The sequence below is a fragment of the Chitinophaga fulva genome, assembly GCF_012927205.1.
GTDB lineage: Bacteria > Bacteroidota > Bacteroidia > Chitinophagales > Chitinophagaceae > Chitinophaga > Chitinophaga fulva.
Map to the genome: position 1 here is coordinate 2329066 of NZ_JABBGC010000001.1, position 22994 is coordinate 2352059.

Sequence of the window (22994 nt, forward strand, 5' to 3'; positions counted from 1 at the left end):
CTTAATTTGTAATTGTCACCGGTAATTTGCTATTCATAACCCGTAATTCGTATTTTTAGTTTATGGATATAGTAATCATTGGTACCGGAAATGTGGCCCATTGCTTCGGACAGTTGTTAAAACTGCATGGCCACCAGGTCAAGCAGGTGGTAGGTCGCAATCCTGAACATGTCAGGGAGCTGTCGGAGATGCTGAACTCCACTTTTACCACTGACCTGATGGATATTAATATGGACGCAGACGTATACCTGCTGGCGGTCAGCGATGCGGCCATCCCGGAACTGAATGATCAGCTCCGCCTGGGCAAGCGGATCGTGGCGCATACTGCCGGCGCTGTGCCTCTGAGCGCTATCTCCCGGATATCGATCAACACCGGGGTGCTGTACCCGCTGCAGTCTATCCGTAAAGAGCTCAAAAACTACCCGCCCATACCCATTATGCTGGAAGCGGGCAATGACGAGGTGCTGAAACGCCTCCAGGCCGTTGCCGGCAGCATCGCCTCCCGCATCACCATCGCCGATTCGGACCAGCGCCTGAAGTACCACTTCACCGCAGTGCTGTGCAATAACTTCACCAACCACCTCTTTGCCGAAGCGAAAGCTTTTTGTGACCGGGAACAGCTGGATTTCTCCCTGCTGCAACCTATTATTAAGGAGACCTTCGACCGGCTCGAGAGACATGCCCCGGAAACAGTGCAGACAGGTCCGGCGCTCCGTAACGATGAAACGACCATGGCGCTGCACCGTACCCTGCTGGCCGGCAACGAACAGCTGAAACGGGTATACGAAGTCATGAGTGAAGCCATCTACCAGCTGCATAAAAAATAACAATGACAACAATGTCAAACGTGCCTGGTATGGTATGTTGAAATAATTAAATGTAATTCCGGGCAACCTAAATTGGTAATTCGTAATTACATTTGTCAGATGAACGTACTAGCTTTATTCAAGCCCATTACCACATTCGTACTGGATGTGGACGGGGTACTGACGGATGGCACACTGCAATTAATGCCCGGCGGGGAAATGTCACGCAAAATGAACATCAAAGACGGTTACGCCTTACAACTGGCCGTGAAAAAGGGATACCGGGTGGTCATCATCTCCGGCGGAAAATCGGAGAGTGTGGTCAGCAGGCTGCAAGGCCTGGGTATCACCGATATCTACACCGGCATACACGATAAAAAAGAAAAACTCCAGGATTATGTGTTTGAACATGACCTCTCCTGGGAACAAATACTGTACATGGGCGACGACATCCCTGACTATCAGGTGATGCAACTGGTAGCCCTGCCTACCTGTCCTGCTGACGCGGCCAGCGAGATCAAAAGCATCTCCCGGTATATATCCCCGGTTGCAGGCGGACAAGGTTGTGTGCGGGAAGTAATAGAAAAAGTCCTGAAGCTCAACAATCACTGGCTGATGGACGAAGGCATTGCATCGAAATAATAAACAGAACACTATGAAGCTCTGGGCTGCGTTTTTTAAGCTGGTGAGATATCCCAACCTCCTTTATATTGCCCTTACCCAGTTCCTGTTACAGTATTGCGTGGTGGAGCCGGTGTTGCACAGCAGCGGCGAAGAGCCCTCCCTCTCGGTGGTACAGTTCGTACTGTTAAGCCTCTCCACGGTACTGATCGCGGCTGCGGGTTATATCATCAATGATTATTTTGATATCAACATCGATATTGTCAATAAACCGGACAAGATGGTGCTGGACAAAATCATCAGCCGCCGCTGGGCCATGGCCTGGCATACCATATTTAATATGGCTGGCGTGTCGCTCGGCTTTATCGTGGCCTGGAAAACAGGGCAGATATACCTGGGCTTTACGCAGGTGATCTGCTCCCTGCTGCTCTGGTTTTATTCCACCTCCTTCAAACGGCAGGTGCTGATCGGTAACGTGATCATCTCGCTGTTGACCGCCCTGTCGGTATCGGTGGTAGGCTTTTACGAGAAACAGATCTACGAAAGCTTTGAAGCCATCATGTCGCCTACCGGCCGTAAACTGATACAGATCATTGGCGTATATGCGTTGTTTGCCTTCATTATCTCTATGGTGCGCGAAATCGTGAAAGACCTGGAAGACATGATCGGCGACAGCAAAGATGGTTGCCGTACCATTCCCATTATCTGGGGCGTGCTGCCGGCGAAAAGACTGTGCAATATGCTGTTGCTGGCGTTGCAGGTGACCATTATCGCGGTGGAGGTAAGGGTATGGCTGCTGGGCTGGTACATGGCTATCGGCTACCTGGTGCTGCTGGTACAGGCCCCCTGCGTATATGCCTATACGTTGTTGAAAAAAGCACACCTGCCAGAACATTATCACCGTGTCAGCTCCGTCGTAAAATGGGTGATGCTGACCGGAATTTTATCGATGATCTTTTTCAAATGCTTCCTGTAGCATAACAAAATTCGAAAATATCAACATGTATAAAGGTGCTCCTGTAGTGCTGGCTTCCCAGTCGCCCCGCAGAAAACAATTGTTGGAACAGGCGGGTATTCCCTTCGAAGTGAGAGTGGTGGAAACAGCAGAAACATATCCTGCCGGACTGGAGATTGAACAGATTCCCGTTCATATCGCGCAACAGAAAGCAGCAGCTGTTATGGCGCTGTGCAAACCGGAAGAAATCATCATTGCAGCAGATACCGTGGTGGTGCTGGACAATATCATCATCGGCAAACCGAAAGACCGTGATGATGCGGTGCGTATCCTGACAGCGCTTAGCGGCCGCGAACACCGGGTAATCACGGGTGTGGTGATCCGCCGTAATGGCAATGAAAAAACTTTCTCCCAAACAACTACCGTACATTTTAAGCCACTCACCACAGAACAGGTAACCTACTACGTGGATCATTTCAAACCATACGACAAAGCCGGCGCATATGCTATCCAGGAATGGATTGGCGCAGTAGGCATCGATAGTATCCATGGCTGTTTTTATAATGTGATGGGACTGCCTATCAGCAAAGTGGCGGAAGAGCTTAATCGAATCTGATCATATCGTTTTCACCCAACATCGTTTCCCAGGTTCCCAGGGCTGAAGCCCTGGGCTACGTTGTTATTCAGGTTCTTAATTGGAAAAGAGTTGAATAACATCTTATCCCAAATGCTATTTACATCTGAAAGGCGGGCTCTTTCATCAGAAAGCCATTGAATAACACCTTACCCCAAATGGTATTCACACCTAAATAACAGGCCCTTCATCAGAAAGAAATTGAATAACAACGTAGCCCAGGGCTTCAGCCCTGGGACGCCGAAATAAAATAGGCCAATCCTAAAGGATTGGCCCGTATATGTGGTTGGTTGTGCCTAAGGCACCAATGTTTTATTCGAGGACCAACAGGTTAACGTCTTTCTTTTTCAGCCAGCCTGCTTCTTTCAGTTTCTGCAGGTTGATAGTGCCCACTACATATCTCCATTCTGGTGATTCATATTTTTCAGAGATGTTGAAGAACTCGGCCAGGTCTACCTGATCGGGTGTTTTGTAGCGCAGGTACACTTTCAGTTTCACATCGTTGGTGAAATTGGGTTGGTTATTCTGTTTGATTTTTTTGTATTCATAACGGTAATTGTAAAGCAGGGCGGAGATGTCTGACAGTACAGCGCTGCCGGTAGCGGTACCGCCGGCGCCTTTGCCCACGAAGAACTGTTTATCGGTGAATGCGCTCTCGAGGAGGATGCCGTTGTATTCGTTGTACACATCGTACAGCAGGTTATGCTCTTTTACGAGGTGCGGCAGTACATAGGCGAACACGCTTCCGTTCTGGCGGCGGCATTGCGCGATCAGTTTAACGGTACTGTTGCGTTGTTTGGCAAACTGGATATCGAAATCGTTGAGGTGGTGAATACCGAAGTTGTACACTTCTTCGGGTTTCACGAAAGTGCCGAATGCATGGAGCAGCAGGATCACGAGTTTGAATTTCGGATCGTAGCCTTCGATATCGAGGGTGGGGTCTGTTTCGGCAAAACCCAGGTCCTGCGCCTGTTGAAGGGCTGTCTCGAAGCTGAGGTTTTCCTCAAATATTTTGGTGAGGATATAATTCGTAGAGCCGTTACAGATACCTTCTACTGCGTTGAGCAGGTCGTTATCGTAGTATTCTTCCAGGTTGCGGATAATGGGAATAGAAGCGCAGCTGGAAGCTTCGTACAGGAAAGGTACTTTGTTGGCTGACTGCAGTTCGTACAGTGCCGGCAGGTTTTCCGCGATCATGCGTTTGCTGGCGCTGACAACAGCTTTGCCGTTGCGCAGGGCGGTGCTTACGATATCGAAGGCGGCTTCTGTATCGTTGATCAGCTCCACCACTACGTCGATAGTAGGATCTTCAAGGATTTCATTTTTATCCGTTGTAAAATAGCTACTGTCGATAGGTCTTGATTTGTTGGGGTCTTTAATACAGATTTTTTTGATACGTGCATTAATACCTTTGGTTCTGTTCAATACCTCATACAGGCCCTGGCCTACTACGCCGAAACCGAAAATACCCAGATTGATGATCTTGTTTTCCATACTTTAGTTCATAATTGGTTGGTGCTATCAGTGTTCCTGGCGGGTAGCCGGGGCTGACAGCTATTGTAAAACAGTAATTTGTTTGCCGGCCGGATGATTTAATTTATCCAGCGCTTGTTTCAGGTCGTTGATGAGGTCTTCTGCATCTTCGATCCCTACAGAGAGTCGGATGCAGGAGTCCTGCAGGCCTGTTTTTTTCCGGAATTCTTCCGGGATGGTGCGGTGTGTCATGGTGGCCGGGTGGGCCAGCATGCTTTTCACGCCGCCGAAGCTTTCCGCTAGTTTAAACAGCTTGGTAGCGTTTACGATGCGGATGGCATTTTTAATATTGTCAGCTTTGAGCGAGAAGCTGACGAGCGCGCCGTAGTTCTTCTGCTGTTTGCGGGCAATATGATGATTTTTATGGGTGGCCAGTCCGGGATAGAACACTTTGTCCACAGCCGGATGCGTGGCGAGCCAGTTAGCGATGGCGCTGGCGTTGCTGCATTGTTTCTCGAACCGGAGGTAGAGGGTTTCAATGCCGCGGATGGTGAGCCATGCTTCAAACGGGCTCAGGATGCTGCCGGAGATGTTCTGGTTGTACCGTATCTGGTCGGCCAGTGCTTTTGAATTCACCACTACCAGTCCGGCTATCACATCACAGTGGCCTGCCAGGTATTTGGAGGCGCTGTGGATAACGATGTCCGCACCGAGTGTCAGTGGCTGTTGCAGCAGCGGGGTACTGAAGGTGTTGTCTACCGCCAGCAGGATATTGTGTTGTTTGGCGATCTTGCTGACAGATTTAATGTCAGAGACGCGCAAAGTAGGATTGGTGGGGGATTCCAGCCAGATGATACGGGTTTGGGGCGTGATAGCGGCCAATACCTTGTCCAGGTTGCTGGTGTCCACGAAATTTACTTTGATGCCAAAGCGTTCGAACATGTGGTTGAAGATCTGGAAGATGCCACCATAGGTATCTTCCACGGCCATGATCTCGTCGCCGGATTTCAGCAGTTTGAGAACGGCGTCGATGGCAGACATGCCACTAGCGAAGGCGAAGCCGGCATATCCTTCTTCCAGGCTACAGATGAGCTCTTCCAGCACTTTACGCGTGGGATTGTTGGCCCGCGAAAATTCAAAACCCTTATTGATGCCCGGTGATTCCTGCACAAAGGTGGACGTCTGATAGATGGGCACTGAAATGGCGCCTGTCAGTTCGTCTACCGGAATGCTATGAATCAGTTGTGTAGCTGTTTTCATGTTAATAAAATTTTAATGATGTCACGAAGGTCACGCAGTTTGCTGCAACTTTATCATTAAAAATCTACTTTAACAACCTTATTTCCAGGAAGTGGGTGGGGAGAAGGCATAAAAAAAGCCCTTCCGGGTGTTGGAAGAGCTATTAATCAATAGTATATATCTGGTGAAGGATAATCTCTGCCAACTTATCTTTCCCCGGTACACCGGGGCAGGAATTAGCACCTTTTTCCGACCAATGCTGGTCTGGAATGGTTGCTAAGGCATCGCAGGGCCAAGTCCCTCCGCCTTTCTGGATAAGTGATGTTAAGAACTGGGTGCAAAGGTAACAGCAGTTTTATCAATTTTCCAAATTTGATGCACAAATTTATTTTCGGTGCGCTCGTGTTTCAGTATCTTTAGTGACATTGTTTTACTGACCAACCATATCTTATGCACGTTAACCCCCCGCTCTCGGAAGCGCTGTTCCAGCATATCTGGAAGTGCCGCCTGTACCGGCATGAAGGCCTGGTGACCACCACCGGTGAACCAGTACAGGTGATCAACCCCGGTACCCACCATCATCATAGCGGCCCTGATTTTACGGGCGCCCGGATAAAAATCGGTGCTATTTTATGGGCAGGCCCGGTGGAGCTGCATTTGCGCTCATCTGACTGGTACCGCCATGGCCATGCCGGCAACGCGCAGTATGGGCATATCATCCTGCATGTGGTGTATGTACATGATCTGCCGGCCGGTATTGGCGGGCATATACGTTGTCTGGAGCTGCAGCCCTACATTTCCAACCTGTTATTGCAGCGTTACGAAGAACTGCGGCAGTCGGCTGCTTTTGTGCCTTGCAGTGCTCATGTCGGCCGGGTGCCGCCGCTGGTGTGGACATCGTGGCAGGACAGGCTGCTGGCGGAGCGCTGGGAGCGGCGGCAGCGGGAGCTGTTGCACTGGCTGTCGGTCAACCGCCACAACTGGGAGGAGACCTGCTACTGGGCGGTGGCCCGCAGCTACGGCGCACCAGTCAATGCACCCGCTTTCCTGGCGCTGGCACAGTCGCTGCCCTACCGGCTGTTACAGCAGTACCATGACCGCCCGCTGGCCACGGAAGCCTTGTTGTTTGGGCAGGCCGGTATGCTGGAAGAGACCTTTTCCGACGTATATCCTTTACAGTTACAGCAGGAATACCGGCAGCTACGGCAGCAGCACCGGCTGGAACCGTTGCCGGCCCATGGCTGGCGGTGGCTGCGGATGCGGCCGTCATCCTTCCCGTCTATGCGCATCGCTGCTTTGGCGGCGTTGCTGCAGCGCAGTCGCCGCCTGTTTACCGCTATGCTGGAAGTAGCAGCCCGGCGGCAGCTGGAGCAGCTGTTTTTCGTACCCCCGTCACCGTACTGGCATACCCATTACCGGTTTGAGCATCCTGTGCGACGCGCCCACCAGCCGGGGCGGCAGGCATTGCACGCCGTGCTGATCAACAGTGTGCTGCCATTGATGCACCTGTATGGCCGGTACGGGCAACAGCCTGACTACCAGGAGCTGGCGTTGTCATTGTTGCAGGAACTGCCGCCGGAAGACAATCACATCATCCGCGAATGGGAGCAGCTGGGCGTAGCGCCGGGGCAGGCATTGGGCTCCCAGGCCATGCTGGAGCTGAAGCAGTACTATTGTGAACAGAAGAGATGCCTGGAATGTGCCGTGGGGACGCGGATTATCTCGCAAAGAAATTAGAGAAGAGAAAATTATGCTAAAGGGACTAAGGATAAAAGAAAGGAACAGCGCTGACTAAACAGCCTGAAGAACATCGTAGCCCAGGGCTTCAGCCCTGGGATCATGAATGATAGATAATGGCGGATGGATTTCCATTTTGATTTTCATTCCCATTTCGTTTCCCATTCCCGTTCCCAGGGCTGAAGCCCTGGGCTACGATGTTCTTCAGGCTGTTTCTTTGTATGGATTTACCAGTTAAGGAGATACGCTGTTTACCAGTTGAAGGTAACGTCCTGCTTAATATCCGGATGCACGCTATAGGCTACCGGGCAGGTATGGGCGGACCTTTCCAGGATGGTCCTTTCTTTTTCGCCAAGGTTATGGCCGGCCGGCATGTCAAAAACCACCGTGATACCGGTGATGCGGCGCGGTTCTGTGCCCATGATCTTGGTGACGGTGACTTTGGTGCCTTCGATGTTCCAGTTGTTGTCTCTCGCTTTGATGCCCATGATGGTGAGCATGCAGTTGCCCAGCGCGGTGGCTACCAGGTCGGTAGGGGAAAAGCGCTCGCCTTTGCCCTGGTTGTCTACCGGGGCATCGGTTTCAATCACAGTGCCGGACTTCAGGTGCGTAGCGGTGGTTCTCAGATCGCCGTTATAGATAATTTCAGCTGTTGCCATAATTTTTTATTTTTAGAAGATGTTTTTGCTGTTTGATATCAACCGTAAAATAAGTGTATTTTTAGTAGATCAGGAAGACCGGAGAAGATGGCCTGGCAAACTCAAAAAAAATTAGGTACGTTTGTAATATTAATATAACAATACCTTTGTTCAAGCGTTTATTTATTACAATAATAGCCCATTCACTGTGAAGAAATTATACATCATCCTATTTTTAGCAACCATCAGCGGCGGGTTGTACGCACAAACAACAGGCCGGGAATCTACGTCCTCCTCGAAGAAAAGCGAAAAAGAACAGCGTAAACTGAAACGGATCTCTATTTTCCGGGAACAGGAAGAAGGGGAGAACCTGTTTCAGCGTGACTTTTCCGCAGGCGCCCGACTGAATACCGATGGCTGGTCCGGCTTTGTTGAAATGGGCTACCGCAAAAGCAGGAAGGTGGTGAATTATTTCCAGTTTGAGTTTGCAGAGAAAAAGGACCCTAAAGAAACCAAGCGCCAGGGCAATGGCGGCAGCGGCTTTTCCTTTACAGAAAGGCCTTTTATATATGGTAAAGTGAATAACTTCTACCAGGCCAAGCTGGGTATCGGTCAGCGTTACCTGATTGGGGGCAAAGCCAATAAAAACGGGGTAGAGGTAGACGCTATCTATTATGGCGGCATCACCTTTGGGCTGTTAAAGCCGTACTATCTGCGGGTGAAAAGCCAGGAAGGGCCTGAAAAAGAAGTGAAATACGACGTCAACGATCCCAATAATAACTTCCTCAAAGAAGACAAGATCATTGGTGCTGCCGGATTTGGCAAAGGGTGGGGTGACCTGGATTTTGTTCCCGGTCTGCATGCTCGGGCAGGTCTCCGTTTTGACTGGGCCCATTTCAATGAAATCGTCAGCGCCCTTGAGGTAGGCGTAAATGCCGAAATGTATTCAAAAAAGATACAGATTATGGCAGAACAGAAAGATAAACAGTTGTTTTTTAATGCATATGTCAGCTTGCAATTTGGTAAGCGCTGGAATAGGAGATAAATGTTAACTTTGTTTTTTTAAAGAAAGGAGTTAACGATGCAAGAACTACCCGTTATAGCAGCAGAACCAGCCACCACCAGAGTGAAGAAGCCAGACTGGCTGCGCGTTAAGTTACCGATAGGCGAGAACTACAAGCAGGTAAGAAACCTGGTAGATACCCATAAATTACATACCATCTGCGAAAGCGGCAACTGTCCCAATATGGGCGAATGCTGGGGAGCCGGCACAGCCACTTTCATGATCCTGGGCAATATCTGTACCCGTAGCTGCGGTTTCTGTGCCGTAGCCACCGGCCGTCCGGAAGCCGTGGATTTTGATGAGCCGCAGCGTGTAGCCGAAGCCATCTACCTCATGAAAGTAAAACATGCGGTGATCACCTCCGTAGACAGGGACGAGCTGAAAGATGGCGGTTCCATTATCTGGGCCAATACCATCAACGCCGTAAGGGCGCTGAACCCGGAAACCACCATGGAAACCCTCATCCCGGATTTCCGTGGCCAGTGGGAAAACCTGCAGCGCATTATCGATGTGGCACCCGAAATCGTTTCCCATAACCTGGAAACAGTGGAACGCCTCACCAAACAGGTAAGAATACAAGCCAAATATCACCGCAGCCTCGAAGTGATCCGCCGCCTGAAAGAAGGTGGTATGCGCACCAAGAGCGGTATCATGCTGGGACTGGGCGAAACCAAAGAAGAAGTGGTACAGGCCATGCAGGACCTCTACGATAATGGTTGTGATGTAGTAACGCTGGGCCAGTACCTGCAACCGACACCCAAACATCTGCCGGTAGTCCGCTTCGTTCACCCGGATGAATTTGCCGAGTTACGTGAGATCGGTTACAACATGGGACTCGACTACGTAGAAGCAGGACCGTTAGTAAGATCTTCCTATCATGCGGAGAAACATATTTTCAGCGGTCGTAATAAAGGATGACCGGGAAAGAATTTCAATCAATTGTTAAAATCCACCCAATGGGTGGATTTTTGTTTAGAGAAGGTTATCTTAGCGCCTCAATTTTAATTTTACCTAAGTAACAGATCAACTGTTACGCTACCTACTTCGCTGTTATTGGATGTTGTTCAAAGGTCAAACCTGCCTGTGGACTATGCCACGGTATAACCTGAATAACCAGCAATTTTATCAAGCCTACCTGTTTTCCTGCGATTGCAGCATGTCGTGGTCATTACTGTTATGTCTGACTATGTGCAGAGGAAATCTTTAGCATTAATGGAGCATGAACGCCCATAGCAGGTTTACCTGCTGATGCCTCATGCTCACGATTGGTACAATGAAGAACTGAATGTCAAAAGCCTTTTATGAAAAGAGCATTTTACTTTTTGGCTGCTGCCTGTGGGATAATGTTATCGCCACCGCTGTATGCGCAGCAACCTGCTGATTCTGTTTTAACCAGCGCCACGCTGCAGGATTGTATCCGGTATGCACTAGGTCATCAGCCTGTGTTGAAACAATCACAGATCGATGAAGCCATCACCGACCGGACCGTCAAAAGCAAGCTGGCCGACTGGTACCCTCAGATCAACCTGGACTATAACATCCAGCATTACATGGAACTGCCCACCTCCATTTTTGGTGGTAATCCTACCAAAGTAGGCGTTGCCAACACTTCCAACGCCGGATTTGGGCTTAACCAGAACATCTTTACCCGCGACCTGCTGCTGGCCTCTAATACGGCCAAGGCTGTACGAAAACAAAGCAAACAGAACACCGTCCGCAATCAGATTGACGTGGTGGCCGATGTGAGCAAAGCGTATTACGACATCCTGCTGACCAGCCAGCAGATACAGGTATTGGATGAAGACATCATCCGGCTGGAACGCAGCCTTAAAGATGCCCGTAACCAGTATGAGAGTGGCACGGTAGACAAGATCGACTTTAAACGCGCTACCATCTCGCTGAACAATGCGCGTGCACAGCAGAAATCTGCCCGTGAGCTGCTCATCGCAAAACAAGTCTACCTGAAACAACTGATGGGCTATCCGGAAAGCGCCGGTAACGTACCGTTGGTATATGATACTGCACAGATGGTGCAGCTGGTGACAGGAGCCGATACCTCCCTTACCGCCAACTATCAGAACAGGATCGAATATCAACAGCTGCAAACACAACAGAGCCTGCAGAAAGCCAACCTGCAATACAATAAATGGAGCTTCCTGCCTTCTGTGTCAGCGTTTGTGAATTACAACTTCGTCTGGCAGAACCAGACCTTCAGCAAATTGTACAACACCGATTATCCCAACTCCCTGCTGGGACTGAAACTGTCGCTCCCTATTTTCCAGGGCGGCAAACGGATACATAATATCAAAATGGCCGAGCTGCAGCTACAGCGCGTTGACTGGGATTTCGCTACCCTGAAGAACCAGATCAACACACAGTATGCGCAGGCGATGGCTGCTTATAAAAGTAACCTGAACGACTTCAACACTTTGAAAGATAACGTGGCGATGGCACAGGATGTCTATAACATGCTGCAACTGCAATACAAGGAAGGCATCAAGACATACCTGGACGTGCTGATTTCAGAAACAGACCTGCGCACAGCGCAGCTGAGTTATTACAACGCTATGTACCAGGTGCTGTCCAGCAAGATAGACCTGCAAAAAGCATTAGGAACCTTAACTGCTAATTATTAAATGGTAACCGGATCGGATATGAAAAAAATGAACCACTTTGTCTTAATCAGCGCTACCGGCCTGTTGGGCTTCGCCGCCTGTAAAGGGCCTGCCCAGAAAGGAGCGCCAGCCATGCCCCCTACATCGGTTAATATTACGGAGGCATCCGAAGCGCCGGCCGTTTATTATGATAAATTCCCCGCTACCGTCACCGCACTGAACAATGTAGAGCTGCGTTCCCAGGTAGCAGGTTTTATCACCGGTATTTTCTTTAAGGATGGAGAAGTTGTGCAGCAGGGGAAACCTTTGTATGAAATAGACCGCCGCAAATATCAGGCTGCCTATCTTCAGGCAGAAGCCAATATCGCCAGCGCGAAGGCCAATTATAACAGGGCCAAAAAAGATGACGAACGTTACAAACGCCTCGCTGAACAGGATGCGGTAGCCCGTCAGATACTGGATAATGCAGAAGCCACGCTGGAAACCACGCGCAGCGCGCTCGCCGCCGCAGAAGCCAATTTGGCCGCGGTGCGCACTGACCTGGACTATTCCCTCGTGAAAGCGCCGTTCACCGGCCGTATTGGTATTTCCCAGGTGAGGCTGGGCGCACAGGTTAGTCCTGGTAGCACCCTGCTGAATACCATTTCCAGTGAAAACCCGATCGCGGTGGATTTCGTGATCAACGAAACAGACCTTTCCCGCTTCGCTGCCATGCAGGGTAAAAGCATCAGCAGCGGTGATTCCACTTTCCGACTGCAACTGCCTGATGGCACTATGTACCAGCATGGCGGCCGTATACTGGCCATCGACCGTGGCGTGGACAACCAGACCGCTACCGTGAAAGTGAGGATTGAATTCACCAACCCGGAGAATCAACTGAAAGATGGTATGAGCTGCGTATTACAGGTGCTCAACGAGCAATCCGGTCATCGCCTGCTGCTGCCGTACAAAGCTGTTACCGAACAAATGGGTGAATACTTTGTGTTCGTAGCAAAAGATACCATCGCAGTACAGCAGAAAGTTCACCTCGGGCCTAAGATTGCTGATAAGATCGTGATCATGGACGGTGTCCAGGTGGGCGACAAAGTGATCACAGAAGGTTTCCAGCGTCTGCGTGACAGCGGCCGGATACAGATAGGAATGCCACCCGCACAGGGCGCACCGCAGAAGAAATAGTTTATTAGTAGAATCAACAGCAGAAACTCATGATTGCAGATACTTTTATAAAAAGGCCGGTGACCGCAATAGTGATCTCTATTGTACTGGTGCTGGTTGGGATACTGGCGATGATGAACCTGCCCATAGGGCAGTATCCTGAGATCTCGCCCCCTACCGTGCAGGTGACCGGTAACTATACCGGTGCTGACGCGCAAACGGTAGAACAAACGGTGGCCACGCCCGTGGAAGTGCAGGTAAACGGTACCCCCGGTATGACCTACATCTCCACCAACAATACGAGTAGTGGTCAGATGAGTATGACGGTCAACTTTGAAGTAGGTACCGATATCAACATCGCCGCTCTGGATGTGCAGAACCGTGTAGGTATTGCACAGCCTACCCTGCCACAGGAAGTACAGCGTTTAGGTCTCACCGTTAGAAAGCGTAACCCCAGCATCCTGATGCTGGTAGCGTTGTACTCACCTAAAGGCACACACGATATCACCTTCCTCGACAACTATACCAACGTGTATGTAAAAGACGCGTTGCTGCGTGCGAAAGGTGTGGGTGATATCTTCACCCGTGCGGATGACTTCAGTATGCGTATCTGGCTGAAGCCCGACAAGCTGGCACAGATGGGCGTTACCGCCGAAGACATCCGTGCAGCGCTGGCCGAACAGAACGCGCAGATCACCGCTGGTTCCGTAGGTGCGCCACCGCAACAGACAGGTCAGACTTTTGAATACAATATCTTCACCAAAGGCCGTCTGACTTCAGCGGAGGAATTTGGCAATATCATTGTCAAAACCCGCCCGAACGACGGTTCCCTGGTATATCTGAAAGATGTGGCCCGTATTCAGCTGGGTAAGTTCAACTACTCCGGTAACAACTTCGTAGATGGCAAACGTGCCGCCTACCTCCTGGTATATCAGGCTCCCGGCAGCAACGCGCTGGAAACAGCCGCTAACGTAACAGAAGCGATGGAGCAGCTGAAGAAACAGTTCCCCAACGATGTGGATTACGTGGTACCGTTCGAATCAGTGTCTGTGGTGAAAGTGTCTATCGAAGAAGTGTTGCATACACTGGTAGAAGCCCTGATACTGGTAGTGATCGTGGTGTTCCTGTTCCTCCAGAGCTGGAGAGCTACCATCATCCCGATCCTGGCTATCCCGGTGTCTATCATCGCCACGTTTATCTTCTTCATCCCGCTGGGCTTTACCATCAATACCCTGACGCTGTTTGGTTTCGTACTGGCGATCGGTATTGTGGTGGATGATGCCATCGTGGTGGTGGAGGCGGTGCAGCATAACATCGACCACGAGAAGATGTCGCCGAAAGAGGCCACCATACAGGCCATGAAAGAGATCTCCGGGCCGGTGATCGCCATCGCGCTGATCCTGGCGGCGGTATTTGTGCCGGTAGGATTTATCCCGGGCATCGTAGGACGTTTGTATCAGCAGTTCGCTATCACCATCGCCATCTCCGTATTGATCTCCGCTTTCGTGGCGTTGTCGCTCACGCCGGCGCTGTGTATGCTGCTGCTGAAGCCTATGCATCTCGATAAAGATTCCAAAGGCCTCAACAAGTTCTTCTATAAATTCAACCGCTGGTTTGGTCATACTACTTCCCGTTACTCTATGGGTGTAAAAAAGAGCATCCGGTATGCCCGTTTCGGCATCATCCTGCTGCTTTGCATCTTCGTAGGTACGGTGATGTTATTCAAAGCCAAACCGTCCGGCTTTATCCCTACAGAAGATGAAGGCCGTTTGATCATTACTTTCGACCTGCCGGAATCATCTTCCACAGAGCGTACAGTGGCCGTGATGAGCCAGATGATGAAAGACCTCGACGCCATGCCGGGTATCAATCACTATGCGGCGCTGGGTGGCCTGAATGCGGTGAACTTCTCCACCAAATCCAACAGTGCCACTATCTTCTGTTCCCTGAAGCCATGGAGCGAGCGTAAAGCAGATTCCCTTCAAATTTTCGGAATGGTAGCTGCCGTGCAGAAAAAACTCAGCAAATACAAGGAAGCCAATGTGGTGGTGATTCCGCCGCCGGCGATCCCTGGTCTGGGCCAGACTGCCGGTTTCTCCTTCGTATTGCAACAGCGCGGAAGCGGCGATATCAAAGCCTTTGAACGGGTGTTGCAGCAGTTTGTGGGCGCTGTTAACCAACGGCCGGAGATAGCACGTGCCTTCTCTTTCTTCACCGCACGTACGCCCGGTTATCAGCTGGACATAGACCGTGAAAAAGCGAAGAAAATGGGTGTGAAGATCTCCGATATTGCCACCGCTTTACAGACTTATATGGGTAGTGCTTATATCAACGACTTCACCGTATATGGCCGTAACTTCCGTGTGGTAACACAGGCAGACTCCTCCTATCGCGGAGATATCAAGAACCTTGGTCAGTTTTATGTGCGTAACAGTTCCGGCGCCATGGTGCCGCTGAGCGCGCTCACCTCTTACAAAGTGATCGAGAACGCGCCGGTGATCTCCCACTATAACCTGTTCCGCTCCGCGGAAGTCAACGGTAACCCGGCTCCTGGCTATAGTAGCGGTGACGCTATCAAGGCCCTGAAAGAAGTGGCTGCCCAGGTATTGCCGGAAGGGTATGGTTATGAGTTCTCCGGTCTGAGCCGTGAGGAGATATTATCCGGTTCCAAAACCGTATATATCTTCGCGTTATCCATCATCTTCGTGTTCCTGTTCCTTGCAGCGCTGTATGAAAGCTGGTCGGTTCCGTTCTCCGTACTGCTGGCGGTACCTATCGGTGCGTTTGGAGCGATCACGGTACTCACGTTCCTGCCTAAACTGAGCAACAACGTATATGCGCAGATCGGTCTGATCACGCTCATCGGTCTGTCGGCTAAAAACGCCATCCTGATCGTAGAGTTTGCCAAAGAGCGTGTGGACAGAGGCATGGACCTGGTGACGGCCGCCGTGGAAGCTGCCAAGCTGCGTCTGCGCCCGATCATCATGACATCGCTGGCGTTCCTGCTCGGTATCATGCCGCTGGTATTATCTTCCGGCGCCGGCGCCGAAGCCCGTAAAACCATGGGCTGGACGGTACTGGGTGGTATGTTTACCGCTACCTTCCTCGCTATCTTCATTGTACCGGTGCTGTATGTAGTCATCACCCGACTGGCATATGGTAAAGAGAAACTGAAGAAAATGAAGGAGAACTACCAGGCAGTGCCTGAACATGACATACAACTGTGATGGCCATGATTATTGCTGATTCTCCTGATTCAGGGAGATCAAAGCGATTTTAAAAGTAGTAAGTGCATATAGTTGCCCCCATTGATTTGATATCAATGGGGGCTTTTTTATAGTTTTATTGGATGGCTATATTGATTGATTCTGTTTTGTTGATCTATCATGTGATCTTCGTGAATCAGGAGAATCAGCAACAATCATGGCCATCACAGTTACAGGTTGTCATTAATATCTCCCGGGGATTCAGGTTCTATTTGCTGGAGCCGCCATTCGGTATAACCGACCATGTACATGGCGCCTGTTACCACCGAACCTACGGTGATGTACCAAAACCAGTCAGTCTGGCTGTCGAAGAAGAGCGCGCAGGCGAGACCAGTAGGTATCAGGATGATACCAATGCGCCTGGAAATATAAGCGGCGTGCTGATTGGCGGCCTGCCACATTTCAGGGCTGCGGGTGGCCAGGGCACTACGATAGCCGTACCACGATTTGCTGCTTTTAGGAGGGTAGCGCCGGATAAAATACCCCATGAAGACGAAGATTATCCCAGCGAAAATAGCTGCATTACAGTAGGTAGAATGCACGAAATTCATGAACATGGGAGTGGGGTTTGGTTACTATAAGTTACGAAAAAAATACAGTTATCAGAAATAGGCATTGGGATCATAGCCCAGAAAGGGGATATTGTTGACTTCACACCATTCCCTGATTTCCAGCGGCGCATTCCTTAATGCCAGTACAAATTTTTCGATAGAAATATTTATAAGTAACAAAAAAAAGCTCCTGATATGCTCAGGAGCTTTTATGGATAATTAGTGTTTCAGTTGTTGTTTGATCGATTGCAGTTCCGTGCTCAATTGCCCTATGGCAGCCTGTTGGGATTGAATCGTCTTTTGCTGTTCAATCAGGTGAAGGGTTAATTCTTCTACTTTCTGTAACAGCTTTTTGTTCATTTCTCCCACATCCAGTCCGTCTGTTTCCACTTCTTTGGCAGAAGGTATATCCGGAAGGTGTTGATGTTGGGCGATATATTGTTCTACTGCTTGTAATGTAGGCAACGTATAGCCGGGACTGAAAACGTAATCGGGCCAGTCTGTGATGGTCACCTTTACTTTTTTGGCTTTAATACCGCCACCTACGGTCAGTTTTTCCGTAGCAGACGCATCGATGCCCACGTTACCGCCGTTGGTAGCCAGCAGGATAGCACCGCCTGCCCTTTCGTTTGCCAGGGTGATATGGGGATTGCCTGCACTGCCATAACCAAACCAGCCGCTACGCTGCCCTGAAGCCTGTGAACTGGCATAGAAGGCCATATAGGCATGGTCCAGTGAGCCGGCATTCAGGAAGAGGCAGCCGCCACCTTTGGTAATGGAGACTTCTTTGTCTGTGCGTACGCGGCCATCAACATCTTCCATGATCAGTTTGCGCCACGTTTCCCAGTTAGCGCCTATGGCACCTTGCCGGTAGTAAATGCCGCCGTTATTGAAATTCAGCTGATGAGATTTATCGCCGGAGGCATCTCCCCAGGGCGCAAAGGTCATCATGCCGGAGAAACTACCGGTGCCGGGTACATTGACGGCGGCTCTGTCTTTAAAGTCAAAGCGCACCGTTCTGTTAAACTGAATCGGTACTTCATTGTCATTTCGGGTATCCTGAACGGCTACACTGGAAGCTACCTGGGCTTTGCCAGTTATGGCCATTAACAGGATGGGACAAAACAGGATGAGTTTTTTCATGGTATATTACTATTGTTTGGTAGAATCAGCTGCTGGTTTTTTCTTACCAAACAGGCCGTTGAGCGTGTTTTTCACGGATTCTCCGGCTTGTTTGCCTACGTTTTCCAGTGGTTTGCCACCGGTGTGGGCAGAGTCTTTTTTACCGCTTAACTGATTTTTAAGTTCATCTTTTAATGCGTTGACAGCATTGTTTTTGATCTGCTTCACGGAATCGCGCACCACGTTTTTCACCGTATCTATTTTATTTTTCACCAGTTCAGTGGCCTGGTTTTTCAGGTTGTTGGCGCTTTCTTTCAGATCTGTTTTCAGGGATGGTTTCATGATGTTACCAGCCATGAGCACCTGCAGGTGAACGCTGTCGCCCAGGTTAACGGGGATGCCTTTGTTCTGTGCCTGTGACACGAGGTTGTTCACCAGGCTGTTGCCCGCGGCGCCCATGAGGCTGCGTGGCAGCGCCAGTTGCAGGGTATAATCGAGCGACTGGTCGAAGCCGTGTGAACCGGCGATGTTCATGGTAACGCCGTTGACAGCCACTTTGAACGGATTCACTTTGACGCGGCCGTTTTCAAAGGCGAAATAGTTTTTGATATCCCGCAGGGAGATGTCTTTCAGCTGGGAAACATTAAGCGTGTTAGCCAGTTGATCCACTGGTGCGAATTGTTTCAGGAAACCTTGTATCAGCAGCAGGTTACCGTCGCCTGTGAGGGTATTGAGCACGGGGCTCATGTCTTTGCCCAGTTTACCCTGCATTTTCAGCTGTGAGGTGATTTTGCCGGAGAGGAATTTACCGATGGGCATCAGTTTTTGCACCGTGTTGAAGGTGTTGAAAGTCTGTTGCACGTCGAGGTTCTGTACATCATAAGCGATGTTAACGTCCGGATTGGTTTTGCTGTTTTTAGTGCTGTAGCTGCCGTTGATTTCCATGGTGCCTTGCAGTGCGTTGGCTTTCAGCTGTTGCATGGTCAGGGTTTCATCTTTCAGCAGCAGGGTGCCGGTAACGTTGTTCAGTTCAGCTTTATCATACAGCACTTTGCCTACTGCTGTTTGCAGGCTGATGTTCAGATTGGCAGGTACAGCGAACGGCATCATAGCAGCGGAATCCACTTTAGCCGGGGCTTTGGTGGTGCTGGCAGCGGCAGTGCCGGTAGAGCCCATGAATTTATTCACATTCACCTGGTCGGCTTTGAAGTTCAGTTTACCGTCAAGGGGAGCGTTTTTAAACGTGTATGCGAGCAGGTTATTCACTTCACCGTTAGCGTCGAAGTTGGTGCCCAGGTATTGACCGCTCAGTTCTTTCACGGTCACGTTTTTGGGATTGAACTGGAGGAAAAGGTTTTTTACGTTGACGCCATCGGGATAGTCCTGGCTTTTATACAGCATATTGCTGAGTTGTAGGGTACCGGCGGCATAGAAGCGGTCGTATTGTTGTTTTTCGATGGCGCTCATATTGCCTTTGGCGGATATGTCAGCATCGAGGAGGCCGTTGAGGGTGGTGCCTGTTCCCAGTTTCACGAACTGGGTGACTTTAGACAGGTCTATTTTGCCTTTGGCGGCGCCATCCAGGTACATATCGGATACCGGTGTTTTAACCAGCAGGCGCAGGTCCAGCGGCGTATTGTCCATTTCCAGGTGCGCGGTAGGCATATCCACTATGGTATGGTCGGGCACCCCGTCGGGGTTGCTGACTTTCATCGCTATCTGGATATTTTTTACCGGTTTGGGCAGGTCAGGATATTGGAAGAAACCATCTTTTACGTTGAGGTCCAGTCCGAAGGCAGGCATCTGTTTGGGAGAGTAGTTGCCTTTTACGTAGCCGCCGAAAGCAGCACTGCCGCTGGTTTTGATTTTATCGAAATCAGCTTTGTAGACGGCCGGAACGAGGGACAGCAGGTCTTTGAAGTTGGTGGAAGGTGCTTTAAAGCTCAGGTCCATGCCGTAAGTGGAATCATTGACCAGCTTAAAGAAGCCTTGCAGGGCCACTTCGAGGTTGTTGAGCGCTGCTTTACCTGCTTTCAGTGTATACGTGCTGGTGGTATTATCTATCTGGATATCAGCGTCCAGTTTAGTTTTTACACTGGAGAGATAAGGGATAGGGCCATAGCGGAAAGTGATGCCGTCCGCTTTGGTGCTGGTAGACAGGGTGAACTGGTCTTGTGTGAAGTCTCCTTTCCCCTGATGGGTAAGTCCGTCGATGATCAGCTGCATATTGCCCTGTTGGTCATCGTAGTTGATCAGCGCATCTTCAATTTTATATTGCTGGAGGCTCAGGGCAAAAGTAGTCTTGCTGGTATCTGCCGGCTTGGCCTGGGCAGTATCCGGTTTGGTGATGTTCCAGTTGGCCGCACCGTTTTTATGCACAACAGCGTATATGCGTGGGTTGATGAGGGCTACGTTATAGATGTCCATTTTGCCGCCATTGATGACACTCATCAGATCGAGGGCTACATCTATTTGTTTTACTGCCAGCAGGGTATCTCCTTCAAATTCGCCCGTACCGGTTACCTGGAGCTCGTCCAGTCCCACCGCCAGCCGTGGAAAATGCCGGAACAGGCTGATATCCACGTCTTTAAAGTCTACTTTAGCTGTCAGGTGTTTATTGAGTTCTGTTTTCACTTTGGCAATGATCTTGTCCTTAAAAAAATAAGGAATGGCGATGGCTGCCAGAATGAGTACTACCAGTGTAACCGCTACAATCTTCAGGATTTTTTTGAGCATAGGTTATCTTTTGATTTTTATGAATGTGAAGGTAGTTTTTTCCGGGAAAGGAGCAAAGCCTTCGGTGAGGTAACCTGGCCGCTTCCTGTCATTTTTACTATTTTTGCGGTATTCGCGAAAATATCAGACGTATGACACCAGAAAGGAAGGAGCGGTTATTGACCACCCTGAACAGGCGGCAAGCCAATTTAACCGTTGTATTGGAAGATGTGCAGGACCCGCATAACGTTTCTGCCGTATTACGTACCTGCGATGCCGTGGGCATCCAGGATGTGTATGTTATCACTACCATGGCCCCGCGCCAAAAGAAGTGGGGGCACCGAAGCAGCAGCAGTGCTGCTATGTGGCTTACTATCCATCAGTTTGACAATGTAGCCGAATGTGTGGCCGCGCTGCGTGCCAAATACGACAGGATATATACCACCCATCTGACAACAGACGCTATCAGTCTTTATGATATCGACTTTACCGGCTCTGTGGCGCTGGTATTCGGAAATGAACAAATGGGCGTCAGTGAAAAGATAAGGTCCCTGTCAGACGGGAATTTCATCATCCCGCAAATGGGCATTATCAAGTCGCTGAACATATCCGTGGCCTGTGCTGTCAGTATCTATGAAGCCATGCGTCAGAAAACACTGGCCGGCCATTATGATAAGCCGGGCCTACCCCCTGAACAATATAACGCCCTCGCGGAACAGTGGGGGTATCAGATAGAGAAGGAGGGGGAATAACCCCCTCCTTTTTTGTGTTGAAAATTGCTGTACCTTGTAGATGCCTGTACTGAATGAGTGTGTTGTTAACTGTTTATTCCTAAATGTACCTTCCCGGGTAAATAATTTTATAATTGGTGGATAACTGGAGATATAATGCCGTTAGCGTTACCAAATATGATCCGATGAGAGATTATAGTGGTGACTGGACATCGTTTAGCGATATCGGTAAGCTGTTTAACGGGGTAGCGCTGTTGCTGGATGAATACCTGCAAACAGAACGGCGTTACATTTATGCTGTACAGTGTATTTTAAACTCGGGTCTTCAGCGGGAAATACAGGTCCAAAAGGTAGAGAAGTATACTCCCGAAAATCTATCCGGTGATTTATTGGAATTGTATCACGTTATTCAGGAAGGTGGTATGTTCCCGATGGATGCTCTTTCAGGTTTGATGCAATTAGTACTGAGAGAGTATGTTTGGTATGAGATACATGTTATAGGAGCCGCTGAATTATGTGTCAGATTTGGTTATGACTATTATATGTATGTAAATGGTGTTGCACAGGAAGATACAATATGGGAAGAAGTAAGAAAGATAGGATTGTTTGTCCGGTAGCGTCGGGTTGAAGTTGGAGGAAATGAAGGAATACTACATAAAAGAAGTATGAACAAAGTAGCATTAAATACCCTTATTCGCCAGGGAGTGTTTTATGGAGACCTAAAAGTTGGCCTTACTAAACAAGACGTGGAAAGCCGGTTAGGACACCCTTTGAATGATGTTTACATCGATACGCCTGATCTTAGTCACTACATACTGGAGATGAAAGATGGTCAAATGCTGTCTGCTCTCTTCGATAAGAAAGATGTTTGTTTTGAACTCAAATTGGATCTGGAGGAGAATAAGCAGGTGGATATAGGACTACAATGGTATGACCACTGGGAAAGTATCAATGAAGATACCTCTTTGGAGCGGTTGTTAACAATACTTACGGACTTAAATATTGATTGGGAGTTTGATGGACAACGGGTATATCTGCAAACCCTTTGTATTCAGCTGAATAACGGATTGCGGTTGTACTATGCTTTTGGGGAGAAAGCCCAAGGGGACTATGGATTTTTTTCCATCAGATCACTATGGGACTCACATGAGCTAACCAGAATAGATTTCAGTAAGGACTAACTAGATTCCTGGCTTAGGGAAACCAGATATGCGGCATTGTTAATATTGATAGTTTCTATGAACATTATTACAAGAAAAGCAAATATCGGATTCGGACAGCCTACTGTCAATGGCAGAAGGCTAACTGTTTTTAACGTAGTATCATATGCTGCCCATACTGATGATATTACCTCTTATTTAAACGAGTTTGAATTGTCGCGGGATGAATTGAGTGCCGCAGTGGATTACTGTATGGATAGACGTTGCGGCGCTATCGAATATGAATGGGAGCAGTATTGCGACGGCTGCATACTGAGAACGATCGCAGATGGCGATGATTTCAACCGGGATGATTATGAGGAGATCGATGGTATAACCTTCTCAAAAGACCGTCAGGTTATTTTCCTTGGCTCGCTGGATGAGCAGGAAAAGGCAGAAGCCGGAGTGATGGGGTGGGTGCTGGCAGAAGAGGTAAACAGACGACTGGATGAATAATTACCCAAAACTAAAAAA

The 22994-nt window shown here is 49.4% G+C and carries 21 protein-coding genes and 1 riboswitch; of the genes, 14 read left to right on the forward strand and 7 right to left on the reverse strand.

Annotation, left to right across the window (positions count from 1 at the left end; translation table 11 throughout):
* Positions 1-62 precede the first annotated feature (62 nt).
* The 4 genes from HHL17_RS09745 (at position 63) to HHL17_RS09760 (ending at position 2998) form a co-directional block, all read left to right on the forward strand.
* Positions 63-827, forward strand: a complete 765-nt coding sequence (locus tag HHL17_RS09745) for a Rossmann-like and DUF2520 domain-containing protein (protein WP_169224532.1) — start codon at positions 63-65, stop codon at positions 825-827.
* 99 nt (positions 828-926) lie between these two features.
* Positions 927-1448: a KdsC family phosphatase gene (locus tag HHL17_RS09750; protein WP_169224533.1), complete on the forward strand. Its 522-nt coding sequence runs from the start codon at positions 927-929 to the stop codon at positions 1446-1448.
* Positions 1435-2403 (forward strand): geranylgeranylglycerol-phosphate geranylgeranyltransferase, encoded by a 969-nt coding sequence (locus tag HHL17_RS09755; protein ID WP_262889027.1) that lies wholly within the window; start codon positions 1435-1437, stop codon positions 2401-2403. Before HHL17_RS09750 ends, HHL17_RS09755 begins: the two co-directional genes overlap by 14 nt.
* 25 nt (positions 2404-2428) lie before the next feature.
* Positions 2429-2998, forward strand: a complete 570-nt coding sequence (locus tag HHL17_RS09760) for a Maf family protein (protein ID WP_169224535.1) — start codon at positions 2429-2431, stop codon at positions 2996-2998.
* Positions 2999-3328: 330 nt separating this feature from the next.
* Here the strand turns inward: HHL17_RS09760 and HHL17_RS09765 are convergent, their stop codons facing one another.
* Together HHL17_RS09765 and HHL17_RS09770 are read right to left on the reverse strand one after the other, a co-directional pair.
* Positions 3329-4510, reverse strand: coding sequence for a homoserine dehydrogenase (locus HHL17_RS09765; protein WP_169224536.1), 1182 nt, complete (start codon positions 4508-4510; stop codon positions 3329-3331).
* A 60-nt stretch (positions 4511-4570) separates the two neighbouring features.
* Positions 4571-5749 (reverse strand): trans-sulfuration enzyme family protein, encoded by a 1179-nt coding sequence (locus tag HHL17_RS09770; RefSeq protein WP_169224537.1) that lies wholly within the window; start codon positions 5747-5749, stop codon positions 4571-4573.
* 182 nt (positions 5750-5931) lie between these two features.
* Positions 5932-6049: riboswitch (SAM riboswitch) on the reverse strand.
* 129 nt (positions 6050-6178) lie between these two features.
* On the opposite strand from HHL17_RS09770, the gene HHL17_RS09775 reads away from it, so the two are divergent.
* Positions 6179-7465 (forward strand): DUF2851 family protein, encoded by a 1287-nt coding sequence (locus HHL17_RS09775; RefSeq protein ID WP_169224538.1) that lies wholly within the window; start codon positions 6179-6181, stop codon positions 7463-7465.
* Positions 7466-7716: 251 nt separating this feature from the next.
* Here the strand turns inward: HHL17_RS09775 and HHL17_RS09780 are convergent, their stop codons facing one another.
* The gene (locus HHL17_RS09780; RefSeq protein WP_169224539.1) at positions 7717-8124 is read right to left on the reverse strand and encodes an OsmC family protein; all 408 of its coding nucleotides are present in this window, start codon (positions 8122-8124) and stop codon (positions 7717-7719) included.
* A 187-nt stretch (positions 8125-8311) separates the two neighbouring features.
* On the opposite strand from HHL17_RS09780, the gene HHL17_RS09785 reads away from it, so the two are divergent.
* The 5 genes from HHL17_RS09785 (at position 8312) to HHL17_RS09805 (ending at position 16163) form a co-directional block, all read left to right on the forward strand.
* Entirely contained in the window at positions 8312-9148 is an 837-nt protein-coding gene (locus HHL17_RS09785) for a hypothetical protein (protein WP_169224540.1), read from the forward strand.
* Positions 9149-9184: 36 nt separating this feature from the next.
* The gene (lipA, locus tag HHL17_RS09790; RefSeq protein ID WP_168869667.1) at positions 9185-10084 is read left to right on the forward strand and encodes a lipoyl synthase; all 900 of its coding nucleotides are present in this window, start codon (positions 9185-9187) and stop codon (positions 10082-10084) included.
* A gap of 383 nt (positions 10085-10467) precedes the next feature.
* Positions 10468-11802 (forward strand): TolC family protein, encoded by a 1335-nt coding sequence (locus HHL17_RS09795; RefSeq protein ID WP_169224541.1) that lies wholly within the window; start codon positions 10468-10470, stop codon positions 11800-11802.
* Between the two features lie 18 nt (positions 11803-11820).
* Positions 11821-12957, forward strand: a complete 1137-nt coding sequence (locus HHL17_RS09800; protein ID WP_169224542.1) for an efflux RND transporter periplasmic adaptor subunit — start codon at positions 11821-11823, stop codon at positions 12955-12957.
* A gap of 29 nt (positions 12958-12986) precedes the next feature.
* Positions 12987-16163 carry an efflux RND transporter permease subunit gene (locus HHL17_RS09805; protein ID WP_169224543.1) on the forward strand — a complete coding sequence of 1059 codons (3177 nt, stop codon included), beginning with the start codon at positions 12987-12989 and terminating at the stop codon, positions 16161-16163.
* A 209-nt stretch (positions 16164-16372) separates the two neighbouring features.
* Here the strand turns inward: HHL17_RS09805 and HHL17_RS09810 are convergent, their stop codons facing one another.
* From HHL17_RS09810 to HHL17_RS09820, 4 genes are read right to left on the reverse strand one after another with little or no spacing between them, the layout of a single operon-like run.
* Positions 16373-16759, reverse strand: coding sequence for an SdpI family protein (locus HHL17_RS09810; protein WP_169224544.1), 387 nt, complete (start codon positions 16757-16759; stop codon positions 16373-16375).
* Between the two features lie 45 nt (positions 16760-16804).
* Entirely contained in the window at positions 16805-16933 is a 129-nt protein-coding gene (locus tag HHL17_RS33715) for a hypothetical protein (protein ID WP_262889028.1), read from the reverse strand.
* A gap of 39 nt (positions 16934-16972) precedes the next feature.
* The gene (locus tag HHL17_RS33370) at positions 16973-17896 is read right to left on the reverse strand and encodes a hypothetical protein (RefSeq protein WP_206155954.1); all 924 of its coding nucleotides are present in this window, start codon (positions 17894-17896) and stop codon (positions 16973-16975) included.
* A gap of 9 nt (positions 17897-17905) precedes the next feature.
* A complete protein-coding gene (locus HHL17_RS09820) occupies positions 17906-20611 on the reverse strand; it encodes an AsmA family protein (RefSeq protein ID WP_169224545.1) in 2706 nt (901 codons plus the stop codon).
* Positions 20612-20742: 131 nt separating this feature from the next.
* Between HHL17_RS09820 and HHL17_RS09825 the strand changes: the two genes are divergently transcribed.
* From HHL17_RS09825 to HHL17_RS09840, 4 genes are all read left to right on the forward strand, one after another.
* On the forward strand, positions 20743-21342 hold the full coding sequence (locus HHL17_RS09825) for a TrmH family RNA methyltransferase (RefSeq protein ID WP_169224546.1): 600 nt from the start codon (positions 20743-20745) through the stop codon (positions 21340-21342).
* A gap of 164 nt (positions 21343-21506) precedes the next feature.
* Positions 21507-21938: a hypothetical protein gene (locus HHL17_RS09830; protein WP_169224547.1), complete on the forward strand. Its 432-nt coding sequence runs from the start codon at positions 21507-21509 to the stop codon at positions 21936-21938.
* A gap of 48 nt (positions 21939-21986) precedes the next feature.
* Positions 21987-22502 (forward strand): hypothetical protein, encoded by a 516-nt coding sequence (locus tag HHL17_RS09835; protein ID WP_169224548.1) that lies wholly within the window; start codon positions 21987-21989, stop codon positions 22500-22502.
* A 57-nt stretch (positions 22503-22559) separates the two neighbouring features.
* Positions 22560-22976, forward strand: coding sequence for a DUF433 domain-containing protein (locus HHL17_RS09840; protein WP_169224549.1), 417 nt, complete (start codon positions 22560-22562; stop codon positions 22974-22976).
* Positions 22977-22994 lie beyond the last annotated feature (18 nt).